General features: G+C 75.9%; 19 protein-coding genes. 9 read left to right on the forward strand and 10 right to left on the reverse strand.

The window, feature by feature from the left end; all coding sequences use genetic code 11:
• Nucleotides 1–130: 130 nt before the first annotated feature.
• Nucleotides 131–1,129, reverse strand: a complete 999-nt coding sequence (locus tag ACFY07_RS23320; protein ID WP_390871284.1) for an ADP-ribosylglycohydrolase family protein — start codon at nucleotides 1,127–1,129, stop codon at nucleotides 131–133.
• Nucleotides 1,130–1,305: 176 nt separating this feature from the next.
• On the opposite strand from ACFY07_RS23320, the gene ACFY07_RS23325 reads away from it, so the two are divergent.
• Nucleotides 1,306–1,734, forward strand: a complete 429-nt coding sequence (locus ACFY07_RS23325) for a hypothetical protein (RefSeq protein WP_390871286.1) — start codon at nucleotides 1,306–1,308, stop codon at nucleotides 1,732–1,734.
• A gap of 843 nt (nucleotides 1,735–2,577) precedes the next feature.
• Nucleotides 2,578–3,528 carry an HAD family hydrolase gene (locus ACFY07_RS23330; RefSeq protein WP_390871287.1) on the forward strand — a complete coding sequence of 317 codons (951 nt, stop codon included), beginning with the start codon at nucleotides 2,578–2,580 and terminating at the stop codon, nucleotides 3,526–3,528.
• Nucleotides 3,529–3,614: 86 nt separating this feature from the next.
• Here ACFY07_RS23330 and ACFY07_RS23335 read toward each other — a convergent pair whose 3' ends face one another.
• Together ACFY07_RS23335 and ACFY07_RS23340 are read right to left on the reverse strand one after the other, a co-directional pair.
• Nucleotides 3,615–3,752: a hypothetical protein gene (locus ACFY07_RS23335; RefSeq protein ID WP_390871288.1), complete on the reverse strand. Its 138-nt coding sequence runs from the start codon at nucleotides 3,750–3,752 to the stop codon at nucleotides 3,615–3,617.
• A gap of 163 nt (nucleotides 3,753–3,915) precedes the next feature.
• The gene (locus ACFY07_RS23340; protein WP_390871290.1) at nucleotides 3,916–4,620 is read right to left on the reverse strand and encodes an NADPH-dependent F420 reductase; all 705 of its coding nucleotides are present in this window, start codon (nucleotides 4,618–4,620) and stop codon (nucleotides 3,916–3,918) included.
• Nucleotides 4,621–4,785: 165 nt separating this feature from the next.
• Between ACFY07_RS23340 and ACFY07_RS23345 the strand changes: the two genes are divergently transcribed.
• Nucleotides 4,786–5,436 carry a TetR/AcrR family transcriptional regulator gene (locus ACFY07_RS23345; RefSeq protein WP_390871292.1) on the forward strand — a complete coding sequence of 217 codons (651 nt, stop codon included), beginning with the start codon at nucleotides 4,786–4,788 and terminating at the stop codon, nucleotides 5,434–5,436.
• 193 nt (nucleotides 5,437–5,629) lie between these two features.
• On the forward strand, nucleotides 5,630–7,849 hold the full coding sequence (locus ACFY07_RS23350; RefSeq protein ID WP_390871293.1) for an NADP-dependent isocitrate dehydrogenase: 2,220 nt from the start codon (nucleotides 5,630–5,632) through the stop codon (nucleotides 7,847–7,849).
• 133 nt (nucleotides 7,850–7,982) lie between these two features.
• Here ACFY07_RS23350 and ACFY07_RS23355 read toward each other — a convergent pair whose 3' ends face one another.
• Entirely contained in the window at nucleotides 7,983–8,345 is a 363-nt protein-coding gene (locus ACFY07_RS23355) for a nuclear transport factor 2 family protein (protein ID WP_230654272.1), read from the reverse strand.
• A 104-nt stretch (nucleotides 8,346–8,449) separates the two neighbouring features.
• Between ACFY07_RS23355 and ACFY07_RS23360 the strand changes: the two genes are divergently transcribed.
• On the forward strand, nucleotides 8,450–9,379 hold the full coding sequence (locus ACFY07_RS23360) for a LysR family transcriptional regulator (RefSeq protein ID WP_390871296.1): 930 nt from the start codon (nucleotides 8,450–8,452) through the stop codon (nucleotides 9,377–9,379).
• Nucleotides 9,380–9,645: 266 nt separating this feature from the next.
• The gene (locus ACFY07_RS23365; protein WP_390871297.1) at nucleotides 9,646–11,259 is read left to right on the forward strand and encodes a peptide chain release factor 3; all 1,614 of its coding nucleotides are present in this window, start codon (nucleotides 9,646–9,648) and stop codon (nucleotides 11,257–11,259) included.
• Nucleotides 11,260–11,425: 166 nt separating this feature from the next.
• Here ACFY07_RS23365 and ACFY07_RS23370 read toward each other — a convergent pair whose 3' ends face one another.
• Complete coding sequence (locus ACFY07_RS23370; protein WP_390871299.1) at nucleotides 11,426–12,250, reverse strand: LysR family substrate-binding domain-containing protein; 825 nt, start codon at nucleotides 12,248–12,250, stop codon at nucleotides 11,426–11,428.
• Between the two features lie 57 nt (nucleotides 12,251–12,307).
• Here ACFY07_RS23370 and ACFY07_RS23375 point away from each other — a divergent pair, with 57 nt between their 5' ends.
• Entirely contained in the window at nucleotides 12,308–12,694 is a 387-nt protein-coding gene (locus ACFY07_RS23375) for a DUF5997 family protein (protein WP_390871301.1), read from the forward strand.
• Between the two features lie 317 nt (nucleotides 12,695–13,011).
• Here the strand turns inward: ACFY07_RS23375 and ACFY07_RS23380 are convergent, their stop codons facing one another.
• From ACFY07_RS23380 to ACFY07_RS23390, 3 genes are all read right to left on the reverse strand, one after another.
• Entirely contained in the window at nucleotides 13,012–13,629 is a 618-nt protein-coding gene (locus tag ACFY07_RS23380; RefSeq protein ID WP_390871302.1) for a DUF5994 family protein, read from the reverse strand.
• Nucleotides 13,630–13,895: 266 nt separating this feature from the next.
• On the reverse strand, nucleotides 13,896–15,386 hold the full coding sequence (locus ACFY07_RS23385) for an ABC transporter substrate-binding protein (protein ID WP_390871304.1): 1,491 nt from the start codon (nucleotides 15,384–15,386) through the stop codon (nucleotides 13,896–13,898).
• A 157-nt stretch (nucleotides 15,387–15,543) separates the two neighbouring features.
• Complete coding sequence (locus tag ACFY07_RS23390) at nucleotides 15,544–16,773, reverse strand: FAD-dependent monooxygenase (protein ID WP_390871306.1); 1,230 nt, start codon at nucleotides 16,771–16,773, stop codon at nucleotides 15,544–15,546.
• Nucleotides 16,774–17,264: 491 nt separating this feature from the next.
• On the opposite strand from ACFY07_RS23390, the gene ACFY07_RS23395 reads away from it, so the two are divergent.
• Nucleotides 17,265–18,176 (forward strand): shikimate dehydrogenase family protein, encoded by a 912-nt coding sequence (locus tag ACFY07_RS23395; protein WP_390871308.1) that lies wholly within the window; start codon nucleotides 17,265–17,267, stop codon nucleotides 18,174–18,176.
• Here ACFY07_RS23395 and ACFY07_RS23400 read toward each other — a convergent pair.
• Nucleotides 18,156–19,367: an IS701 family transposase gene (locus tag ACFY07_RS23400; protein WP_390871310.1), complete on the reverse strand. Its 1,212-nt coding sequence runs from the start codon at nucleotides 19,365–19,367 to the stop codon at nucleotides 18,156–18,158. The two genes, ACFY07_RS23395 and ACFY07_RS23400, sit on opposite strands and share 21 nt — an antisense overlap.
• 309 nt (nucleotides 19,368–19,676) lie before the next feature.
• Here ACFY07_RS23400 and ACFY07_RS23405 point away from each other — a divergent pair, with 309 nt between their 5' ends.
• Complete coding sequence (locus ACFY07_RS23405) at nucleotides 19,677–20,414, forward strand: ScbR family autoregulator-binding transcription factor (RefSeq protein ID WP_390871312.1); 738 nt, start codon at nucleotides 19,677–19,679, stop codon at nucleotides 20,412–20,414.
• On the opposite strand, the gene ACFY07_RS23410 is transcribed toward ACFY07_RS23405, so the two are convergent.
• Nucleotides 20,411–21,046, reverse strand: a complete 636-nt coding sequence (locus tag ACFY07_RS23410) for a ScbR family autoregulator-binding transcription factor (protein ID WP_390871314.1) — start codon at nucleotides 21,044–21,046, stop codon at nucleotides 20,411–20,413. The genes ACFY07_RS23405 and ACFY07_RS23410 overlap by 4 nt on opposite strands.
• Between the last annotated feature and the right edge of the window lie 127 nt (nucleotides 21,047–21,173).

Here is a 21,173-nt window from a genome sequence, read left to right on the forward strand (position 1 = left end):
CCGTTCCCCCCGTCCACGCGTCCGGCAGGGCGGCGGGACGTCCCGGTGCGGCGCCCGCCGCCTCCGGAACGGGCAGGACGCGCCGTGGCCTCGGCGGCCCGGGACGTCCGCGGCCCGGGCGGGCCCGCGGTCACCCCCGGGCGTCGGCGGCGGAGCCCCGGGGGCGTGGCGGCGTCCGGTCCTCCCGTGCCCCGCCCCCGTGCACCCAGGCGGGCAGCGGCTCCACCGCGTCCCGCCAGGCGGCCGGGATGCCCCCGGTGCCGACGCGGGCGGCGACGACGCCGCCGACGATGGCGCAGGTCGTGTCCACGTCGCCGCCCGCCGAGGCGGTCGTCCACAGCGCGGCCTCGAAGTCGGCCGGGTGCGTCGCGGCGCACCACAGGGCGAAGGGCACCGTGTCGACGGCGCTGACCTGCCGCCCGTTGCCGAGCCGGTGCGCGGCGAGTTCCGCGTGCGGCTCGCCCAGCAGCCCGCGGGCCTCGGCGACACCGTCGCGGACGGCGCTGTGCGGGGTGCCGTCGAGGACGGCGTCCAGCAGGTCGGCCCCGGTGAGGGGTGCGGTGCGGGCGCGCGCCGCCCAGCAGGCGGCCAGGGCGACGGCGACCGCGCCGGCCACGGCCTCGGGGTGGGTGTGCGTGACCTCGGCGGAGAGCGCGGCCTGCCGGGCGGCCCGGTCGGGGTCGGCGGCGTGCCACGCGCCGAGCGGCGCGACGCGCATCGCGGCCCCGTTGCCCCACGAGCCCTGCCCGTCGAACAGGCCGGCGGCCAGGCGCCGCCAGTCGTCGCCCTGGCGGACCAGCCGCAGCAGCCGGTTCATGGCGGGGCCGTAGCCGCGGTCGAAGTCGTGGCGCCCGGCGAAGGACCGGGCCAGTGCGTCCTGGTCCACCTCCCCGTGCTCCACCAGGACCCGGTGGACCGAGCACGCCATCTCGGAGTCGTCGGTCCACGGCCAGACCGGGGGCGGCAGCCGGCGCGCGCGCAGGGCCGGGAGGTGGTCGGGGACGAAGAACTGGGCGCCGAAGGCGTCACCGGTGGCGAGGCCGTTCAGGGCGTCCCGGGAGACGGCGGACGGGTCGGTGGGGAGGTCCGGGGAGGGGGCGGGGCCGGCAGGCCCGAGGTCGGAGGTCATCGCCGGACAGCCTGCCCGCTCCGGCCGGCCCCCTGTCAACGCCTCTGCCGCCGGGAGTTCCGGCGGCCCGCCACGTCCTCGGCCGGTCCCCGCCGCGGCGGGCGGCGAAGGTCCGCGCCGCGGCGCTGCGCGGGCTGGCCGCCCTGGACCCGCTGCCGCCCGGCGAGCTGGCCGACGTGGTCGACCGGGACGCCTCCCCCGCCGTCCTGCGGGCGGCGGTGCAGGCGCTCCTGCCCGACGCGCACCGCGTCCCCCGGGCCCGCCTCGACGTGTGGCTCGCCCCCGGCCGGCCGGGGCGGCTGCGGCGGCACGCCGCCGCGCTGCTGCGCGCCCGGGGCTCCTGGGACCGCCTGGAGGCCGGCCTGCGGCTGGTGCACGACGCGGATCCGGGCCTGGCCCGCGAGGCCCTGGAGGACCTGCGCGCCTGGGCCGCCGGGGCGGCGACCGGGTACCGGCAGGTCACCGCCGGGCAGCTTGCGATCCTCGGCAGCCTGCTCGACGCGGCCGGCGGCTCGGGCGAGGACGGTGCGGGCGGCGGCCCCCTGGACGGGCCGACCGTCCGCGTCCTGCGCGGCGCCCTCGCCGCGGCCCGGCCGAGCGGCTGACCCCGCACGCCGGGAGCGGCCGGGGGACGGCCGGTCCCGGGCGCGGACGGGACGGCGGGGGCGGCGGGGGCGCACCGGCGGGCACCGGCGGGCTCCGGCGGTGCGTGCCCGCCGGCCGGACGTCGGCCGCCGAGCGCGTGGACCATGGCGGTGATCGCCCGCATCTGCGGGGCGCTCCTGACGGCGAAGTCCGGTCCGTTGTAGCTGAACCAGTCCCAGCAGCCCTGCGGGTTGACGGGGAGGGTGGTGGCGATCGCCTGCAGGTAGAGCACGACGAGGGTGCCCGACGGGCCGGGCTTCCGGTCCGCGCACGGGCGGCCGGGGGCGGCGGGCGGCGCGCCGCGCGCCCCTGGCGGGGCGGCACCGGGGACCTCGGGCGCACCCCGGTCCGACGGCGTCCGGAGCCCCCGACGTCCGAGGCGGCGCCACATGCCACCTCCTCCGGCAACGGGGGCCCCGGCAGCCGGAGCCCGGGCCTGGGCCCGGACGGAACGACCGTTCGGGGTGCCGGGCCGCCCTGCGGGCGGCGCAGGCCCGTCTGGCAGGGTGGACGGCCGGCACACCAGGCGCAGAGGAGGGACCGCATGTCCGACGCGACGGCCCGCGGCCCGGGCTGCGCGCGGGGGCCCTCCGACGCAGGGCCAGCCGGGTCCGCCGGGCACGTCCGGTGTCCGGCCGCCGGGGGCCCGGCGGCCGGAGGAAGCCGGCGCACCTCCCGCGGCCGTGCTCCGGCCGGGTCCTGCCGTGCCGGGGTCCGCGGCTGAACCCCGCCGCCCCGCCGCCCGTACTGACGGCCGCCGGACCACGACCGGCCGCCACTCCCCCCTGAAGAAAGGTTTCTCCATGCACCGCACCGCCTCGTCGGCGGACACCGCCGCCCGCCCCGCGGCGGACTCCCCGACAGGCACCCCGGCAGGCGCCCCCGCCGCGACCGGCGGCCGCAGCCGGGAGCAGGAGCCCCTCCCCCCGGTCGCCCTGGTGGCCACCGACCTCGACGGGACGCTCCTGCGCAGCGACGCCACCGTCTCGCCCCGCACCCTGGGGACCCTGCGCCGGCTCACCGGGCGGGGCGTGCACCACGTCGTCGTCACCGGCCGCCCGGCCTCCGGGTGCCGCCCCTTCTTCGACGCCCTCGGCTACCGGGGGCTGGCCGTCTGCGGCCAGGGCGCGCAGGTCTACGACGCGGGACGCGGCGCGCTCCTGTCGAGCGCGGGCCTGGACCACGGCGCCGCCCTGGCGGTCCTGGAGCGGATCACCGCCCTGACCGGCCCCCTCGACCTCGCGGTCGTCACCTCGGGGCTGCACGGGGAGTTCGTGGTCACCCCGGGGTTCGCCGACGGAGACGAGCGGGCGCTCGCGCCCTTCCGCAGCGCGCCGGCCGAACGGCTCTGGGACCTGCCCGTCGACAAGGTGCTGATCCGCCACCCCTCGCTGTCGGACGGCGACCTGGTGGCCGCCGCCGCGCGGTGCTGCACCCCCGGCCTCACCGTCACCCACGCGGGCCCGCGGATGGTGGAGCTGCTGCCCACCGGCTTCGACAAGGCGACCGGGCTCGCCCGGGTGGCCGGCACCCTCGGTGTGCCGCGCGAGGCCGTCATCGCCTTCGGGGACATGCCGAACGACCTGCCGATGCTCGCCTGGGCCGGCTACGCGGTGGCGATGGGCAACGGCCACCCCGAGCTCAAGGCGGTCGCCGACGAGGTGGCGCCGCACCACGACGAGGACGGCGTCGCCGCGGTCCTCGACCGGATCCTCGACACGGGCGTCCTGCCCGCACGGGCAGCCGCGCGCTGACCCGCGCCCGCCCCGGGGAGGCCCGGCGGGAGGACCGGCGTCCCGCCCGTGTGGTGCGATTGCTGCGGGCTGTCCGGGGGTGGAGGTCAGGTGAGGGGGAGGTGGGCGTGGAGGCGTTTGCCGTGGGGAGTGGTCTCGGTGTGGAGGCGGGTGCAGAGGGCGAGGACGATTTCGAGGCCGTGGCCGCCGATGCGGGCGGCGTCGTGGGTGCGGGGGGCGCGCATGCGGTGCGGTGCTCCGGGGACGGTCGGCGGGAGGCCCGGGCGGCCGGACGGGCCGGTACCGGGCTCCCCCACCGGGGGCGGCGGTGTACGGGCGGGGCCGCGCCGGGAGGGGCGGACGGCGGACGGGCGGGCCGGGGTGCCCCCCGGCCCGCCCGGTCCGGTCTCAGGCGCCGGCGCGGGCGCGGGCGCCCTGGATGTGGAAGTTGAAGTCGGTGTGGCCGAGGGCCCCCCACAGACGCAGCCAGATCGGCAGCAGCATCTCGGTGCCGCGGGCGGTGGTGATGTCGCCGAGGTCGATGACGCTGCCGGCGGGCCAGCCGAAGGAGGCCAGCAGTTCGGCGGCGGCCTTCTTGGCGTCGGCGTCGTCGCCGGAGACGAAGACGTGGTGCTCGCCGGCCACGCGGGCCGGGTCGACCATGACCGAGCTGTTCATGGTGTTGAGGGTCTTGACGACCCTGGCCTCGGGGAAGGCCCGCTGGATCTGCTCGCCGAGGCTGTCGGTGTTGACGGGGTCCAGGGACGGGGGCATGCCCTGGGAGAAGTCGAGCGGGTTGGCGATGTCCAGCAGGACCTTGCCGGCCAGGTTCTCCGCCCCGGCGAGGGCGAGGGCGTCCAGGGCCCCGGCGCCGGAGGTGGCGTTGACGACGGCGTCGGCCGTGGCGGCGGCGTCGGCGAAGGAGGCCAGGCGGACCCCGGGGTTGCCCTGGTGCCACTGGGCGAAGGGCGGGGTGCCCATGGCGTCGGGCTCGGTGCGGGCGAGGGTGGCCTGGGGGTCGCGGGTGCCGACGACGACCTCGTGGCCCAGGGAGGTGAGCTTGGCGGCGACGGTGCGGCCGACGACGCCGGTGCCGAGGACTGCGTAGCGCATGGGATCCCCTTCCGTGGGATGTTCCGGTGTTCTCCGGGTGTTCCGGGCTTTCCGCGTCCTTCCGGGACGTGCGGCGGCGTGCCGGACGTCCCGGGGCGGGTCCGCCCGGCTCCGCACCAAAACTAAACCGACCCGTTCGGTATTGCAAGCGGCTACCCTGACCCCATGGAGAAGAGCGCCCCGGACTGCCGCCCCGGCGCGGGCCGGCCCCGCTGCCCGCGCAAGGACGCCGCGATCCTCGACGCGGCGCTCGCCCTGCTGGCCCGCCGGGGCTTCACCCGGATGACCCTGGACGAGGTCGCCCGGACCGCAGGGGTCAGCAAGGCCACCATCCACCTGCGCTGGAGGTCCAAGTCCGCCCTGGCGGCCGCCGCGCTCGGGACGCTGCGCCCGCGCACCGCGCCGCCCGCCGCCGCACCCGACGCAGCACCCGCACCGCTCACCGCGGCGGACCTGCACGCGGACCTGTGCGCGCAGCTCGCCGACTTCGCCGCCGCGCTCCGCCGGGCCGGCGGCACGGCCCTGGTCGGCACCTGCCTGGCCGAGGAGCAGCACACCCCGGAACTGCTGGGGCTGCTGCGCGAGCACGCGGTGCGGCCGCGCCTGGCCGCCCTCCGCGCCACCCTCGACCGGGCCCGCCGGGAGGGCGTCGGCGCCGCCGCCGACCCGGACGCGCTGGCCTCCGCCCTGCTGGGCGCGGTCTGCGCCGACCACCTCGCCGGGCGGGACGCCGGGGAGGACTGGGCCGGGCGCACCGTCGCCGCGGTGCTCGGGCCGCCCCGCCCGCCGGACCCGCCCGCCGGGCCCGTCGGCTGAACCCGCCCGCCGGGCCCGCCCGCCGGATCCGTCCGCCGGACCTGCGGGCGCGGCCGGTACGGAAGGGCCCGCGGGGAGGGGGCGGCGGCCGGGCGGCCGGGCGGCGCGACGGGGGCAGGGCCCTGTCGAGAGGGGGCCGCCCACGGGATATCTTGATGTCGAGCAATGTTGCAGACGTGGAGCGGAGCACCCGGTGACTGACTCGACCATCATCTACACCCACACAGACGAGGCCCCGGCGCTGGCCACGTACTCGTTCCTGCCCGTGGTCCAGGCGTACGCCTCGACGGCCGGGGTCCGCGTGGAGACCCGCGACATCTCCCTGGCGGGGCGGATCATCGCCCACTTCCCCGAGTACCTGGAGGAGGGGCAGCGCATCGACGACGCCCTCGCGGAGCTCGGCGAGCTGGCGAAGACCCCCGGCGCCAACATCATCAAGCTGCCGAACATCTCGGCGTCGATCCCGCAGCTGAAGGCCGCGGTCGCCGAGCTCCAGCAGCAGGGCTACGCGCTGCCGGACTACCCGGACGACCCGAAGTCCGACGAGGAGCGGGAGATCCGCGCCCGCTACGACAAGGTCAAGGGCAGCGCCGTCAACCCGGTCCTGCGCGAGGGCAACTCCGACCGCCGCGCCCCCGCCTCGGTGAAGAACTACGCGAAGACCCACCCGCACCGCATGGGCGCCTGGTCGGCCGACTCGAAGACCAACGTCGCGCACATGACCGCAGACGACTTCCGCTCCACCGAGAAGTCCGCGGTCGTCGCCGAGGACGGCTCGCTCCGCATCGAGCTCCACGGGGACGACGGCACCACCACCGTCCTGCGCGAGTCGGTGCCGGTGCTGGCGGGCGAGGTCGTGGACGCGTCCGTCATGCGCGTGGGCCCGCTGCGCGAGTTCCTCGCGGCGCAGGTCGCCCGCGCCAAGGCCGAGGGCGTGCTCTTCTCCGTGCACCTCAAGGCCACGATGATGAAGGTCTCCGACCCGATCGTCTTCGGCCACGTCGTGCGCGCCTTCTTCCCGAAGACCTTCGCCGCGCACGGCCAGGCGCTGGCCGCGGCCGGCCTGAGCCCGAACGACGGCCTCGGCGGCATCCTCAAGGGCCTGGAGTCCCTGGCCGGCGGCGCGGAGATCAAGGCGTCCTTCGAGGCCGAGCTCGCCGAGGGCCCGGCGCTGGCCATGGTCGACTCCGACCGGGGCATCACCAACCTCCACGTGCCGAGCGACGTCATCGTCGACGCCTCCATGCCGGCCATGATCCGCACCTCCGGCCACATGTGGGGCCCGGACGGCCAGGAGGCCGACACCCTCGCGGTCCTGCCGGACAGCAGCTACGCCGGCATCTACCAGGCCGTCATCAACGACTGCCGCGCCCACGGCGCCTTCGACCCGGCCACCATGGGCTCGGTGCCCAACGTCGGCCTCATGGCGCAGAAGGCCGAGGAGTACGGCAGCCACGACAAGACCTTCGAGATCCCGGCCACGGGCACGGTCCGCGTCGTCGACGCCGCCGGCAACGCGGTGCTGGAGCAGACGGTCGGCGCCGGCGACATCTTCCGCATGTGCCAGACCAAGGACCTGCCGGTCCGCGACTGGGTCAAGCTCGCCGTCACCCGCGCCCGCGCCACCGGCGTCCCCGCGGTGTTCTGGCTGGACGAGACCCGCGCGCACGACGCGCAGCTCATCGCGAAGGTCCGGACGTACCTGGCCGAGCACGACACCGAGGGCCTGCAGATCGAGGTCATGGCCCCGGTCGACGCGATCCGCTTCTCCCTGGAGCGCATCCGCCGCGGCGAGGACACCATCTCCGTCACCGGCAACGTGCTGCGCGACTACCTGACCGACCTCTTCCCGATCCTGGAGCTCGGCACCAGCGCCAAGATGCTCTCGGTCGTCCCGCTGATGAACGGCGGCGGCCTGTTCGAGACCGGCGCCGGCGGCTCCGCCCCCAAGCACGTCCAGCAGCTGGTCAAGGAGAACTACCTGCGCTGGGACAGCCTGGGCGAGTTCCTGGCCCTCGCGGTGAGCTTCGAGCACCTCGCCCAGACCACGGGCAACGCGCGCGCCCAGGTGCTCGCCGACACCCTGGACCGGGCGACCGCGACCTTCCTCAACGAGGACAAGTCGCCCAGCCGCCGCCTCGGCGGCATCGACAACCGCGGCAGCCACTTCTACCTGGCCCTCTACTGGGCGCAGGAGCTGGCGCGGCAGACCGACGACGCGCAGCTCGCGGCGGCCTTCGCCGACCTGGCCAAGACCCTGACCGAGCAGGAGAAGGCCATCGTCGACGAGCTGGTCGCGGTGCAGGGCTCCCCGGCCGACATCGGCGGCTACTACCAGCCCGACCCGGCCAAGGCCGCCGCCGTCATGCGGCCGTCGGCGACCTTCAACCAGGCGCTCGCGACCCTCGCCTGACGCCGCGTCGGCGGGCGGGCCCCCCGGGCCCGCCCGCCCGACCGCACCCCTCCCGCCCCGGCCCGGCACCCGCCCGGCCGGGGCGGACCCGTGCCCGGCCGGGGCGGCCCGGGCCTCCCCGCCGGACGGGGCGTCAGTCCGCGGGCGGGGCGAACTCCGGCTGGTCGAGCAGGCGCAGCCAGGTGCCGTCGGGCTGCCGGCGGACGACCTGCACGCGGGCCCCGGTGCCGTCCTTGGCGACGGTGGAGGTGAGCGCGATCCCCCCGCTGACCAGGGTCGGCAGGGGCGGCTCGGGTGCGAAGTGCGGCGCGTGGGCCAGCACCGCCTCCCACAGCCCGCGGATGGCCTCGCGCCCCGCCGTGACACTGCCCGGCGGGTAGGCCATGACGGCGTCCTTCTCGTAGAGCGCCGCGATGCCCTCGGCGTCGCCGGCGTTGGCGCGTTCGACGAACAGGCGGGTGAGGTCCTCCGGCTGCCGGGCCTTCTCGTGCGGCACGGGGTCTCCCTTCGGGTGGGGCCTTCTCTCGGTCCCGTCCAGTCTCGACGCCGCCTTCCCACAACTCCAACGAATCCTTGCTATCGCTGCGATCATTCCGGGTTATGGAGCTCAGGCAGCTGGAGTACCTCGTCGCCGTGGCCGAGGAGGGCGGCTTCACCCGCGCGGCCGCCCGCGTGCACGTCAGCCAGCCGGGGATCAGCGCGCAGATCAAGCAGCTCGAACGCGACCTCGGCGCGGTCCTCGTCGACCGGTCGGCCCGCACGGTGCGGCTGACCGCGGCCGGCGAGGCGGCCCTCGTCCACGCCCGGGCCGCGCTCGCGGCGGCGGAGGCCGTGCGGCGGTCGGTGGACGAGGTGAACGGGCTGGTCCGGGGCCGGCTCGTGGTCGGCATGGTCACCGCGTGCACCGTGACCCCGCTATTCGACGCCCTCTCCGCGTTCCACCGGGCCCATCCCGGCGTGGGCATCACGCTCGCCGAGGACGGTTCCGACCGGCTCGTGGAGCGCGTGCGCGGCGGCACGGCCGACCTGGCCCTCGTCGGGACGCCCGGCGCGCCGCCGCGGGACCTCGCGTCGATGACGGTCGTCAGCGAGCGGCTGGTCGCGGCCGTGCCGCCCGGCCACCCCCTGGCCGGGCGCCCGCACGTCGGCCTCGGCGACCTCGGCGGCCACCCGGTGGTCTGCCTGCCCGAGGGCACCGGGATCCGGGCCGTGTTCGACCGGGCGTGCGCCGCCGCGGGCGTGCGGCCGGACATCGCCCTGCAGGCGGCCGCGCCGGGAGCCGTCGCCGACCTGGCCCTGCGGGGGCTCGGCGTCGCCGTCCTGTCCGAGTCCACGGCCGCCGCCCACCGCGGCCGGCTGGAGGTGCTGCCCCTCGACGGCGTCGGGACGCCGGCCGTGCTCGCCCTGGTCTGGAGCACCCCGGTGAGCGCGGCGCTCCGGGAGCTGCTGGTGCACTGCCGCCGGTCCTTCGCGCCCCCGGACGGCCCGGACCGCCCCGGCGGCGGGCACCCCGCGGGGGGCGCCGGGTGACGGGCTCCGGACGGCACTCCGCACACGTCTGCACGTCAAGGGCCGGAAGGGACCCCCGGGCCGGCGCACCCCCTTCCCGGTCACCGGGCAGCGCGGGGTGCCGTGCGGAGCGGCGGTGCGGGCCCGGTGCCCGCACGCTGCACCGTTCGGGGTTGCGGCGGCGGGCGGAATAGAATCGCCTCTCGGGCCCGGCGGACCGGACGCCCGGCTTGACAGGTACGGAGAGGCATCACCGGCCTGATGCCCAGCCGCACCCGAGGAGACACGTGAGCAGCGAACAGTCCGTCCCCGTCCTCAAGGTCCTCGACGAGGCCGGCCGCCGCCGGACCTTCGCCGTGATCAGCCACCCCGACGCGGGCAAGTCCACGCTCACCGAGGCGCTCGCGCTCCACGCGCGGGCGATCACCTCGGCGGGCGCGGTGCACGCCAAGGGCGGGCGGCGCGGCGTGACCAGCGACTGGATGGAGCTGGAGCGCGAGCGCGGCATCTCGGTGACGTCGGCCGCCCTGCAGTTCGGCCACCGCGGCCATGTGATGAACCTGGTCGACACCCCCGGCCACGCCGACTTCTCCGAGGACACCTACCGGGTGCTGTCGGCCGTCGACTGCGCGATCATGCTGGTCGACGCGGCCAAGGGCCTGGAGGAGCAGACCCGCAAGCTCTTCGCGGTCTGCCGCCACCGCGGGGTCCCGGTGATCACCTTCATCAACAAGTGGGACCGCCGCGGCCGCGACGCCCTCACCCTGCTCGAGGACATCGAGACCCACCTGGGCATCACCCCCGTGCCGGTGGTCTGGCCGGTCGGCGTCGCCGGCAACCTGCGCGGCCTGGTCCAGGCCGAGGACCCCGACCGGATGCTCCGCTACACCAAGGTGCCCGCCGGCACCCACGCCGCCCTCGAGGAGGAGCTCACCTCCGAGCAGGCCGCCGAGGAGGAGGGCGAGGCGTGGACGACCGCGCTGGAGGAGCTGGAGCTGGTGCTCTCCTCCGGTCCCGGCTACGACCAGGAGGCCTTCGAGTCCGGCAAGATCAGCCCGGTCTTCTTCGGCGCCGCGCTGACCAACATCGGAGTGAAGCTCCTGCTGGACGCCGTGGTCGACCTGGCCCCCTCCCCCGGGCCCCGCCCGCTGGCCAAGGGCGACAGCCGCGACGTCGGCGAGGACTTCTCCGGCCTCGTCTTCAAGATCCAGGCGAACATGGACCCGGCGCACCGCGACCGGATCGCCTTCGTCCGGGTCTGCTCCGGCGTCTTCGAACGCGGCATGAACGTCACCCGCGCGGCCAGCGGCCGGTCCTTCGCCACCAAGTACGCGCACACCGTCTTCGGCGCCGAGCGCACCGTGGTCGACACCGCCTACCCCGGCGACGTGGTCGGCCTGATCAACGCGAGCGCCCTGCGGGTCGGCGACACCCTCTACACCGGGAGGAAGGCGGAGTTCCCGCCGCTGCCCGCCTTCGCCCCCGAGTACTTCGCGGTGGCCCGGCCGAAGGACATCAGCCGGTCCAAGCAGTTCCGCAAGGGCGTCTCGCAGCTGGACGAGGAGGGCGTGGTCCAGGTGCTGGTCTCCGACCGGCGCGGCGACCAGGCGCCGGTGATGGCGGCGGTCGGCCCGATGCAGTTCGACGTCGTCCTGCACCGGATGGAGCACGAGTTCTCCTCCCCGATCACCCTCGACCACCTCTCCTACCGCCTGGCCCGGGTCACCGACGCCGACGGCGCGGCGGCACTGGCCAAGGCCCGCCTGACCGACGGCGAGGTGCTCACCCGGCGCTCGGACGACGTGCTGCTCGCCCTGTTCGCCGACAAGTGGCACCTGAGCGCCTTCCAGCGCGGCAACCCGGACGTCCTGCTCCAGCCGCTGATCGCCACGGCGGACTGACCCGTCGGCCGGGGACGCCCGCGCGGACGTCCCCCGGCCGGGGCGCGGCGCCTCCCGCACGGGGGGCCCGGACCGGCCCCTCCCGGACCCCCGTGCAGGGCGCACCCGCGCGGGGGTCCGGGAGGGGCCGGGGTGCGCCCGCTCCGGCGGAGCCGCCGGCGCGGGGTCAGGACCGGCGTCCGGGCCTGCCCCGCCGGCCGGCCTTGGGGGCGCCGCCCTTGGAACCGCCGCCCTTGGGTGCGCCGCCCTTGGAACCGCCGGCCTTCGAGCCGCCGGAGCCGCCGCGCGGGCGCCCGCCGGTCCCGCCCCCTGCCGCGCTCCCCTGGCGCGTCCCGGCCGTGGCGGCGCCGCGCTTCTGCTTCGGCTGTGCGGGCTGCGGTGCGCGCCCCCGCGAGCTGTTGACCGTCCGCCCGCGGACGATCCCGATGAACTCCTCCACCAGGTCGGTCGTCCCGCCCTCCGGCCACGACAGCGCGACCTGCGACTGGGGGGCGTCCGCGACGGTGCGGTAGGTGAGGTCCCTGCGGTGGTGCAGGCGGGCGATCGACTGGGGGACGACGAGGAGCCCGATCCCCGCCGCCACCAGCTCGACGGCGTCCGCCGTCGTGGCGGGGCGCTCGAGCGCGGGCAGTCCGGGCAGGCCCTCCCAGGCGAGGGTGTCGTCCAGGGGGTGCAGCACGATGTCGTCGGCCAGGTCCGCGAGGACCACCTCGTCGGCCGCGGCCACCAGGTGGTCCTTCGGGACCACGACCACCGTGGTCTCGGTGTAGAGGGGGATCGCACTGAGGCGCGTCCGGTCGACCGGGAGCCGCACGACCCCGGCGTCGGCGCCGCCGCCCAGCAGCGCCTCCTGCGCCTCGCCTGCGGCGACCGGGACCAGGGCGAGCGGGACGTCGGGCAGTCTGTCGTTCCAGGTGCGCACCCACTTGGAGGGCGTCGCCCCCGGAACGTACGCGAGCCGGAACGAAGGGGTTGCTTCCACGTCTGCCACGCCCCCCAGGCTACCGGCCGTGACCAGGGCACCCTGCCGCTCGGTACCCTGGGCACCATGACAGCGCACAAGCCCAAGGCCACCCAGACGATGAAGCCCGCGACCGCGGCGAAGAAGCTGGGTGTCTACCTCGAAGCCACCCCTGCCGAGTTCCGGGAGGGCGTCGTCTCGCGCGACGAGCTGAACGCGCTGCAGGCCGATCCCCCCGCGTGGCTGGTGGACCTGCGCCGCAACGGCCCGCACCCCCGGCAGGTCGTCGCGGCGAAGCTCGGCGTCTCCATCTCGGGCCTCGCCCGCGGCGGGGTGACCGAGGCCCTCACCACGGAGCAGATCGAGGCGTTGAAGGAGGCCGGCCCCGACTGGCTCCGGCAGGAGCGCACCGTCCAGGCGGAGGTCCGCAAGGAGGCGCAGCGCATCAAGGAGAAGAACGAGGCCAAGGAGTAGGCCGCCGGGCCGCCGCGCCCTCCGGCCGGGCCTCCGGCGCGGACCGGCCCCGGGGGACCGGGCCGAGGGCCGCCGGGTCCGGCGGCACCGGGGACGGCGGTCGCGCAGGGGCGGCGGGCCGCCCGGACGCCCGCCCCCCGGAGGGGATCCGTCCGGCCGGCAGGCGGCCGGCCACCTGCGGGACGTGTCCGTGCGCACCCTCCCGCCATGCGCCCCCGGCCCCCGGCCCTGCCATGCGTCCCCGGCCCCCGGCGGTCAGGGCCCGGCTCCGGGAGGATCCTCACCCCGTCGGCGCCCCGCAGGCCCGGACCGAGGGGTCACACGAGCGACGCGTCCGGCCCCGGCCGGCCTGCCTGCTCCACGGGTACGGGCCATCCGGCGGCCCGGACGCGGGCGACGTCCGCGCGCCTGCCGGCCTCGCCCGGGCTGTCGGCGGGCGTGACGGCCGACGGCAGGAAGCCGGTGCGCACCTCGCGCTCTGCGGCGCCGGCGCCCGCTTCCGCGGCGATCAGGGCGCTCGCGGTGAGGGTGTCGGCGGGGTCGGCGGCCCGGGTCATCAGCCGGGCGGCGCCGACGGCGTCCGTCGGCGGCGGGACGACCAGCAGGTCCAGCCTGTGCAGGGTGTACGAGCTCACCGAGATCACGTGCTCGTCCTGCTCGACGGTGAACCAGCCGGCCCGGACGGTGTGCCCGGCGACCGGGATCCGCCGGGGGACGGCCGGCCACTGCGCGGGGTTCACGGTGATCCGGGTGACCCGGCCCCACCGCCTGTCCAGTTCCGCGGCCAGGGAGGGGAGTTCGAGAAGGAGGTCGCGCGAACGGGGCCACCAGGCACCGTCCAGACGGCCGGCGCGCACGCCGTCCGGAGCGAGGGACAGCCGCACGGCGGGTTCCGGGGCCTCGGGCGTCGCCGTACGGTCGAGGGTCGCAGTCATGGTCGGGGACCCGTCTCCGGATCCGGCAGGGCCGGATCCGGGATAGCCGTTCGCCGGAGACGACGCCGGTGTCAGATGCCGGCGTGCGAAATGCCTTCGGTGATGTCCAGGCTACGCCCGACCGGCGCGCCACCCGGCACGGCGGACGGCGCCCTCCGGCCGGGCCGGCCCGGACCACGGGGGTGCGCGGCCACGGGGGTGCGGGGGTGCGGAAGCCCCGCCGCCGCGGCCGGTCGCGGGCGCGGCGGCGGGGACCGCGCGACGGGTCAGTCCTCGAGCACCACGTCGAACAGGTCCAGCTGCAGCAGCGGGGTGACGGTGACGTTCCTGGTCCGGGTGGACCAGCCCGACTCCACCTTCTGGTACCACAGCGGGATCGCGGGCATGTCCTGCAGGATCAGCTTCTCCGCCTGCTGGTAGAGCGCCCATCCCTCCTTCTCCGTGGGCGCCGCGTCCGCCTCGGCCAGCAGGGCGTCCACCTCCGGGTTGGAGTAGCCGGAGCCGTTGACGGCCGCACCCGTGCGGAAGATCGGGTTGAGGAAGTTCTCGATCGACGGGTAGTCCGCGACCCAGCCGGAGCGGAAGACGGCGGTGACCTTCTGCTCGTTGACCAGCCTGCGGAACTCGCCGAAGGTCGGGACCGGCGCGTACCGGGCCTCGACGCCCAGGGCCGCGGTGATCGTGGTGCAGGCCGCGTCGATCCACACCTGGTTGGCGGAGTCGTCGTTGGAGGTCAGCTCGATCGGACCCTCGAAGTCGCAGGCGTCGAACAGCGCCTTCGCCTTCTCCGGCTGGTAGGTGCACAGGTCGCCGCCGGCGTCGCCGCCGTACCCGGGCACGATCGGCGGCACCAGCCCGTCCGGCAGCATCTTGTCGCCGTCGAACGCCTTGTCGATCACGTACTGCCGGTCGATGGCCATCGAGATCGCCTGCCGCAGGCGCGGGTCGCGGAAGCGCGGGTCGTACAGGGGGAACGAGACGGACTGCACGCCCATGTACGGCTTGGACACGTAGCGCCCGGCCAGCTCCTCCTTGTACCTGCCGCCGTCGAGCGCGTCCGCCGGGACGAAGTCGAGGTAGTCGAGCCGGTTCGCCACCACGTCCGCGTAGGCGTCCTCGAGCATCCGGTAGAACCGGAACTCCACGCCGTCCACGTGCGGCCGGCGGGCCCCGGCGTAGGCGTCGTAGCGCCTCAGCACGATGTTCTCGCCGGGGGTGTGCGACGCGAAGGCGAACGGCCCGTTGCCGACCGGGTGCGCCTCGAACGCCTTGCGGTCGGCGAAGAAGCTGCGCGGCAGGGGGAAGAACGCGGCGTAGCCGAGCTGGGTGACGAAGGCCGAGAACGGTGCCGACAGCGTCACCTCGAAGGTGCTGTCGTCGATCACCTTCAGGCCCGACAGCTCGTCGGCGGATCCGCTCCGGGTCGCCTCGTACCCCTGGATGTGGGACAGGTACTCGGCGCCCTGCAGCCCGTTCGGGCCGTGGGCGGTGTAGTTCCAGGCGTCGACGAAACTCGCGGCGGTCACGGGGGTCCCGTCGTGGAACGTCCACCCCGGGTTCAGGGTGATCCGGTAGACGCGGGAGTCCGCCGAGTCGATCGACTTCGCCACCGCGGTGCGGGGTTCGGCCGTGTTCGGTTCGTACTCGACCAGGCCGGTGAAGAGGGCGTTCACGATCTTCACGCTGTCGCGTTCGGTCGCGTCGCCCGGCACCAGCGGGTTCTCCGGTTCGGTGCCGTTCCAGCTGATGATGTTCATGGGTGTGCATCCCCTCGGGTCATTGCGTGGAAAGGGCTTTGCCCGCGCCGCATTCGAGGCCGCCCGCGAGCGCTCGCGGCTGCTCCCGGTGAGCAGCCTGGCCGGTCGTCCCGTTGATCGGTAGCGTTGATCGGAAGAAGCGGCGGGCCGCCGTGGTTCACCGGCGGACCCGCCCGGCGCGTGTCCGGCCGGCCCGGTCCGGCCCCTCGCCCGCCGCCCCGTGGGCGCCGACCCCGGCGCCGTGCAGCCACGCGACCCGTTCACGCAGGTCCCGTGCGGACAGCGCGGCCAGCACGGCGTTGCGCCGCCGGGCCGCCTCGCCGGCCGGGTGGTAGAGCCGGCGGCCCATCTCGCGGGCGACCAGCTGGGCGGCGCCGGTGCGCTCGCGCCGCTCGTCGGCGAACGCCTCGAAGCACTGCTCGAACCCCGCCTCCCCGGCGTCGACGAGCTCGCCGAGGACCACCGCGTCCTCCAGGGCCTGGCAGGCGCCCTGGGCCGCGTACTGCAGCATGGGGTGGGCGGCGTCCCCGACGAGGACCACCCGCCGGTCGGTCCACCGCTCCACCGGGTCGCGGTCGCAGAGCACCCAGGAGCGCCAGTCCTCGCCGAGGCCGAGCAGCGTGCGCGGGACCTCGCTCAGCTGCGGGAACTCCCCGAGCACCCGTTCCTTCGGCACCGGGACGCCCGTGACCGCCTCCGTCGCGCCGTCGTCGCGCGTGGCGGCCAGGTTCAGGAACCCGCCGTTGCCGACGGGGTAGTGGACGACGTGCCAGCCGGGACCGGCCCACAGGGTCACCGTGTTCCAGCGCAGCTCCCCGGGCACCCGCTCCATGGGGACGACCGAGCGGTAGATGGTGTGCCCGGACACCCGGGGGCGGCCGTCCCCGACCAGCTGCCGGCGCACGGCGGAGTGGATCCCGTCGGCGCCGATCAGCGCCGCGCCGTGCACCTGCCCGCCGGAGGCCAGGTGCGCGGTCACCCCCGAGCCGTCCTGCGTGTAGCGGTCCACCCGGGCGCCGGTGCGCAGTTCGACGGCGGGCGAGGCCCGGCACGCCTCCAGCAGCGGCGCGTACAGGTCGGCCCGCCGGACCACCGCGTAGGGGTTGCCGAAGCGCCGGCGGTACGCGGCGTCGAGCGGCATGCCGGCGACCCGCTCCCCCGTGGTCCCGTCCATGAAGGAGAGCTCGTCGACGTGGACGGCCCGGTCCCGGACGGAGTCCCCCACCCCGAGCCGGTCGAGCGCACGGAACGCGTTGGGCGCCAGCTGGATGCCCGCGCCGAGTTCGGTGAAGTCGCCGCGGCTCTCCAGCACCAGCACCCGGCGGCCCCGCCGGGCGACGCCCAGCGCGGTCGCCAGCCCGGCTATGCCGCCGCCTGCGACGAGCACCCTCGCCGTCCCGGCTCCCGGCTCCCCGGCGGAGCGTCCGGTCGCGGTCCTGCCGCCGACGGCCCGGGCTGCGGCCCGCCGTCCGGTCGCCCCGCCCGGCACCGGCGCTGCGGGGGGCGGTCCCGGGGCCGCCCCGGCCGGCGCGTGGGCGTGTCCGGTGGGCGGGCGGCGGATGACGGCGGTGTCGGCCACGGTCGCAACTCCCGGTCGCCAGGGGCCAGAAGGGGCCGGCGCACCGGCGGACCGGCGGGCGGCCCCGCGGAATTCGACCCTTCCCCGACGACCGGTTCGGCGGCAAACGGCCGACGGCGATTTCGTCACCTTGCGGGCCTGGAGAACAGGAGGCCGTTCGCGTGCGGACGGAGAAAGGGCCTGCAGCCCGATCCACCGCGGATCTATGTCAACTCGGCGCCCTGTCCGGGCGGTCCGGCTTCTAGGCTGTTCCGATACCCGGAATCCGCCTTCCGCACCAGAAGGAGCGTGCCCGATCCATGCATGCAGATCAGACACCCATGGGCCGCGCGGCGCCCGGGGGCGGCGGGGGCGGCCGGACGGCGGTCCTCGGATCGCCGATCGGCCGCCCCCTGTCCCTCACGCTGCACCGTGCCGCCTACGCGGCCATGGGACTGGACCGGAACTGCGAGGCGGTCGAGTGCGGTGAACCCGCGCTGCCCGCGCTGTTCGACTCGCTCGGCGACGGCCGGGCCGGGCTCTGCCTGGCCGTGCCGCTGAAGCGGGCCGTCCTGCCGCTGGTCGACGAGGTGTCGGACCTGGCCCTGGACGTGGGCGGGGCGGACACGGTGGTCTTCCGGCACGGCCGGAGCTTCGGCGACCACGCCGGCGTGCACGGCATCACCACCGCTCTCCACCAGGCCGGCCTCGAGGCGCCGGGATCCGCCGTGGTGCTGGGCGGCGGGGCCGCGGCCTGCTCCGCGCTGGCCGCCCTGCGGGAGCTCGGCGTCAGGGAGCCGGTCGTCGTGGTCCGGGAGCGCAGTCGCGCCGGAGAGGTCGAGGCGGCGGCCGGCCGGCTGGGCGTCTCGGTCGACCTGCACCACTTCGACGCGCTGGACCGGCTGCTCCGGGGCGTCTCGGTGGTGGTCTCCACCCTGCCCGCGAACGCCGCCGACCCCCTCGCCCCGGCCGTCGCCCACTCCGGCGCCGCCGTCCTCGACGCGGTGTGCTCGGCCTGGCCGACCCGGCTCGCCAAGGCGGCGGGCTTCGCCGGCAGCACCGTGGTCGACGGCCTGTCCGTGCTGCTGCACCGGACGGTGCGGCAGGTCGAGCTGCTGACCGGCCTGACCGATGTGCCGGTCACGGCGATGCGCAGGGCGGCCCGCGTCGAACTGGTCCGGCGGGCGGCGAGGGAGGCCGAGCCCGCCGTGTCAGGCGGAAAGCTCCTCTGAGGCGCCGAGGCGCCGGTGGCGCGCCGAGGAGAGCACCAGGATCGCGTGGGCCACGGAGCAGAGCGTCACGTGGCGGTGCCAGCCCGCGTAGGAGCGCCCTTCGAAGTCCCGGATGCCCACCCGTGCGCTGACCTCCGTGAAGTCCCTGCTCACCCGCCGGGTCAACCGCCCCAGCCGGAGCAGCGCGGCCGGGGGCACGTCCGGCAGGTTGGACAGCCACAGCTCGGGCGGCCGGCCCTTCTGCATCGGCCAGCCGCCGACGAGCGTCAGCGCCCGGCGGGGCAGCGGCGGCGCTCCCGGCCTGCGCACGGCCGGCACGGCCACTCTGGTGCCGCCCACCAGGACCGATCGTGTGACCGAGTACTCCGGGTCGACCCAGGAGACCGGCTTGGACAGCTTCTTCCCCCGCTCGGCCAACTGCTGCGCCTGGAACAGCCGCTCCCCCGGACCGGACCGACCGGGGTCGGAGCCGACCACGCGGGTCGCCCCGTCGACGCGCATGACGAACGGGACGCCCCCGCGCGTGAACTGCTCGACGAGGGCGGGCGGGTCCAGGGTGCGGGCGTCCAGCACCACGGGCCGACGGCGCAGTCCCCAGGCCGCGTCGGCGAGTTCGGCCACCGTGTGGACGAAGCCCGCCTCCACGCTCATGGCCGCGACGCCGTCCGGGATCCGGGCCCGCCGCCGCCGCTCCTCGTCCTCCAGCCACTCGGACGGCAGGTTGAGGCCCCAGTTGACGGGCGCGCTCACCTGCTCGTTGGCCAGGGAGACGCCGTAGGCCTGCTGGCTGTTGACGACCCGGCCGAGGTCGGAGCGGAAGGACTCCTCGACCCCGACGGAGTGCGCCCCGGCCTTGGGGATGGCCATGGAGTCGACCACCCATGCCTGGGGGAGCAGCACCCGGTCCAGATGGCGGGCGAGCGCCTGCCGCACGGGCCCCCACGCCCAGGAGGAGTCGCTGATGAAGTGGTGCAGGCTCTGCTCGGCGGCGCCGTGGTCGGCCACGGCGGCCAGGGCGCGCATGGACTTGCGTCCCGGCACGGACAGTAACCCGGAGACGTACCACTCCCCCCTGGCCCGCTGGTCGCGCCGTTTGAGCGAGGCCAGCACTCGCCGGCAGAACTCGGCGACGAGGTCGTCCGCGACGTCGCCCCGTGTCTGCGCCGGGGCATCCCTCTCCACGCCTTCCATGGATCCCCTCCCTCTCCTCGGTCGCCGGCACCCCCGCAGGCGGCAGCGTCGGAGGCCGGGTGCGGAACGTCGACGCGATCGACCATACCGTACCGGACGGTTGGTTTTCTATACTGCGTCAAGTCGCTGCAGACCCCTTGGGTGCCCGCCCGACGACGAGATAACATACCGCTTGGTTGGTTTGTTAGAGTGTCGTTCACCGGCCACATGCGGGCTCCACGGTCCGGCGGTGTCCGAAGCGGGATGCGGTCGGAACCGGACGGTCCCCGACCGCCGCCCACCCGGGGCCGCCGCGACGAGGGGGAAGCCATGCCACGCCAGGAACGAGCCGAGCGCACGCGCGAGCTGGTCGTCCGGGCCGCGGCCGTGTGCTTCGACACGACGGGCTTCGCGGCGACCAGCCTGGGCGACATCGTGGAGACGGCCAAGGTCTCGAAAGGGGCCCTGTACTTCCACTTCAGCTCGAAGGAGAAGCTGGCCGAGGCCGTCGCGGCGCGGTCGGGCGCGGACTGGCGGGGCATCGTCCGGGCGGCCAGGACGTCCGGGGGGCCGGTGCTGCAGGGGCTGATCGACATGACCCACTGCCTGGCCGACCGGTTCCGCCACGACGTCGTGTTCCGGGCGGGCCTGCAGCTCTGCGACGCCCGCCGGCCGGGCGAGGGCCCGCACCCCAGCCCGTACCCGAGCTGGGGACGGGCCGTGGCGCTCCTGCTCGCCCGGTCCGCCCGCCGGGGGGAGCTGCTGCCCGGCCTGGACCTGGAGCAGGCCGCCCGCATGCTCACCGCGACCACGGCGGGGATCGAGATGCTCTCCCGCCAGGACCGGGAGTGGCTGGCCGCACCGGTCGTCGCCGGGATGTGGGACGCCCTGCTGCCCGCCCTCGTACCCGCGGGGCAGCTCGGCCGCTTCCGCCCCTCCGGGCGGACGGCGCCCCCCGCCCCGCCGCGGCCGCCGGCCGCCGGCGCAGGACCCCGCGAGGGCGGGCCGGGGGAGCCGGCGGACCCGCCCCGCCGGCCCGCGGAGCGCGCGCTAGGCGGACCGGCCTAGTCGGTGCCGGACTGCCGCAGTCGCGCACCCCGGTCGGGGCCGGTGTCCAGCCGGGCCAGCGCGGCCGGGACGGCGACGGACGGCAGGAGGTGCTTCCACATCGCCGACACCCGCTTCTCCAGGTCCATCAGCCCCGAGCTGACCTGGGAGAAGGCCTGGATCCCGGTGAAGGACCCGACGATCAGCTCCGCCGTCTCGCGGCAGTCGACGTGCGGCAGCACCTCGCCGTCGCGCTTGGCCTGCTCCAGCAGCTCCTCGCACACCTTGGCCCAGGCCAGGAAGGGGCTGTGCGACGCGAAGTCGACGGAGCCGCGCTCCATCGCCAGGCGGCTCCCGGCGCGCAGCGTCGCGTCGTTCGGCAGCGCGTGGGCGACGGCCATGGCGAGGTCCACCACCTCCTGCAGCTTGGACGCCTGGGACGGCACGTGCAGGTGCAGCGTCTGCTCCTCCAGGACCCCGCGCGCCAGGTCCTCCTTGGACGGGAAGTGGAAGTACAGGGCGCCCTTGGTCACCGAGACCCGGGACAGGATCTCCTTGATCGACGCCGCGTCGTAGCCCATCTCGTCGAAGACCATCGCCGCGCCCTGCAGGATGAGCCGCCTCGTCTCCCGTGCCCGCGCCTGCTGTGCCATGCGGTTTCTCCCGTTGCTGTGGTCGCGCCGTCGCTGCCCGGGCGATGGCCGGGACGGTTGGTACGACAACGTATCAAGTCGCCAGGGCCGGCCTGTATAAAACATACCGGCCGACCTGTATTGTAGC

It is taken from the genome of Streptomyces sp. NPDC001380, assembly GCF_042895785.1.
Taxonomy (GTDB): domain Bacteria; phylum Actinomycetota; class Actinomycetes; order Streptomycetales; family Streptomycetaceae; genus Peterkaempfera.

What these genes read in the sequence shown, in the direction of transcription:
- ACFY07_RS23330 (WP_390871287.1), top strand. Translation starts at nt 2,578, where the DNA reads ATGCACCGCACCGCCTCGTCGGCGGACACCGCCGCCCGCCCCGCGGCG.
- ACFY07_RS23360 (WP_390871296.1), top strand. Translation starts at nt 8,450, where the DNA reads ATGGAGCTCAGGCAGCTGGAGTACCTCGTCGCCGTGGCCGAGGAGGGC.
- ACFY07_RS23375 (WP_390871301.1), top strand. Translation starts at nt 12,308, where the DNA reads ATGACAGCGCACAAGCCCAAGGCCACCCAGACGATGAAGCCCGCGACC.
- ACFY07_RS23340 (WP_390871290.1), bottom strand. Translation starts at nt 4,620, where the DNA reads ATGCGCTACGCAGTCCTCGGCACCGGCGTCGTCGGCCGCACCGTCGCC.
- ACFY07_RS23405 (WP_390871312.1), top strand. Translation starts at nt 19,677, where the DNA reads ATGCCACGCCAGGAACGAGCCGAGCGCACGCGCGAGCTGGTCGTCCGG.
- ACFY07_RS23320 (WP_390871284.1), bottom strand. Translation starts at nt 1,129, where the DNA reads ATGACCTCCGACCTCGGGCCTGCCGGCCCCGCCCCCTCCCCGGACCTC.
- ACFY07_RS23395 (WP_390871308.1), top strand. Translation starts at nt 17,265, where the DNA reads ATGCATGCAGATCAGACACCCATGGGCCGCGCGGCGCCCGGGGGCGGC.
- ACFY07_RS23335 (WP_390871288.1), bottom strand. Translation starts at nt 3,752, where the DNA reads ATGCGCGCCCCCCGCACCCACGACGCCGCCCGCATCGGCGGCCACGGC.
- ACFY07_RS23345 (WP_390871292.1), top strand. Translation starts at nt 4,786, where the DNA reads ATGGAGAAGAGCGCCCCGGACTGCCGCCCCGGCGCGGGCCGGCCCCGC.
- ACFY07_RS23385 (WP_390871304.1), bottom strand. Translation starts at nt 15,386, where the DNA reads ATGAACATCATCAGCTGGAACGGCACCGAACCGGAGAACCCGCTGGTG.
- ACFY07_RS23410 (WP_390871314.1), bottom strand. Translation starts at nt 21,046, where the DNA reads ATGGCACAGCAGGCGCGGGCACGGGAGACGAGGCGGCTCATCCTGCAG.
- ACFY07_RS23380 (WP_390871302.1), bottom strand. Translation starts at nt 13,629, where the DNA reads ATGACTGCGACCCTCGACCGTACGGCGACGCCCGAGGCCCCGGAACCC.
- ACFY07_RS23400 (WP_390871310.1), bottom strand. Translation starts at nt 19,367, where the DNA reads ATGGAAGGCGTGGAGAGGGATGCCCCGGCGCAGACACGGGGCGACGTC.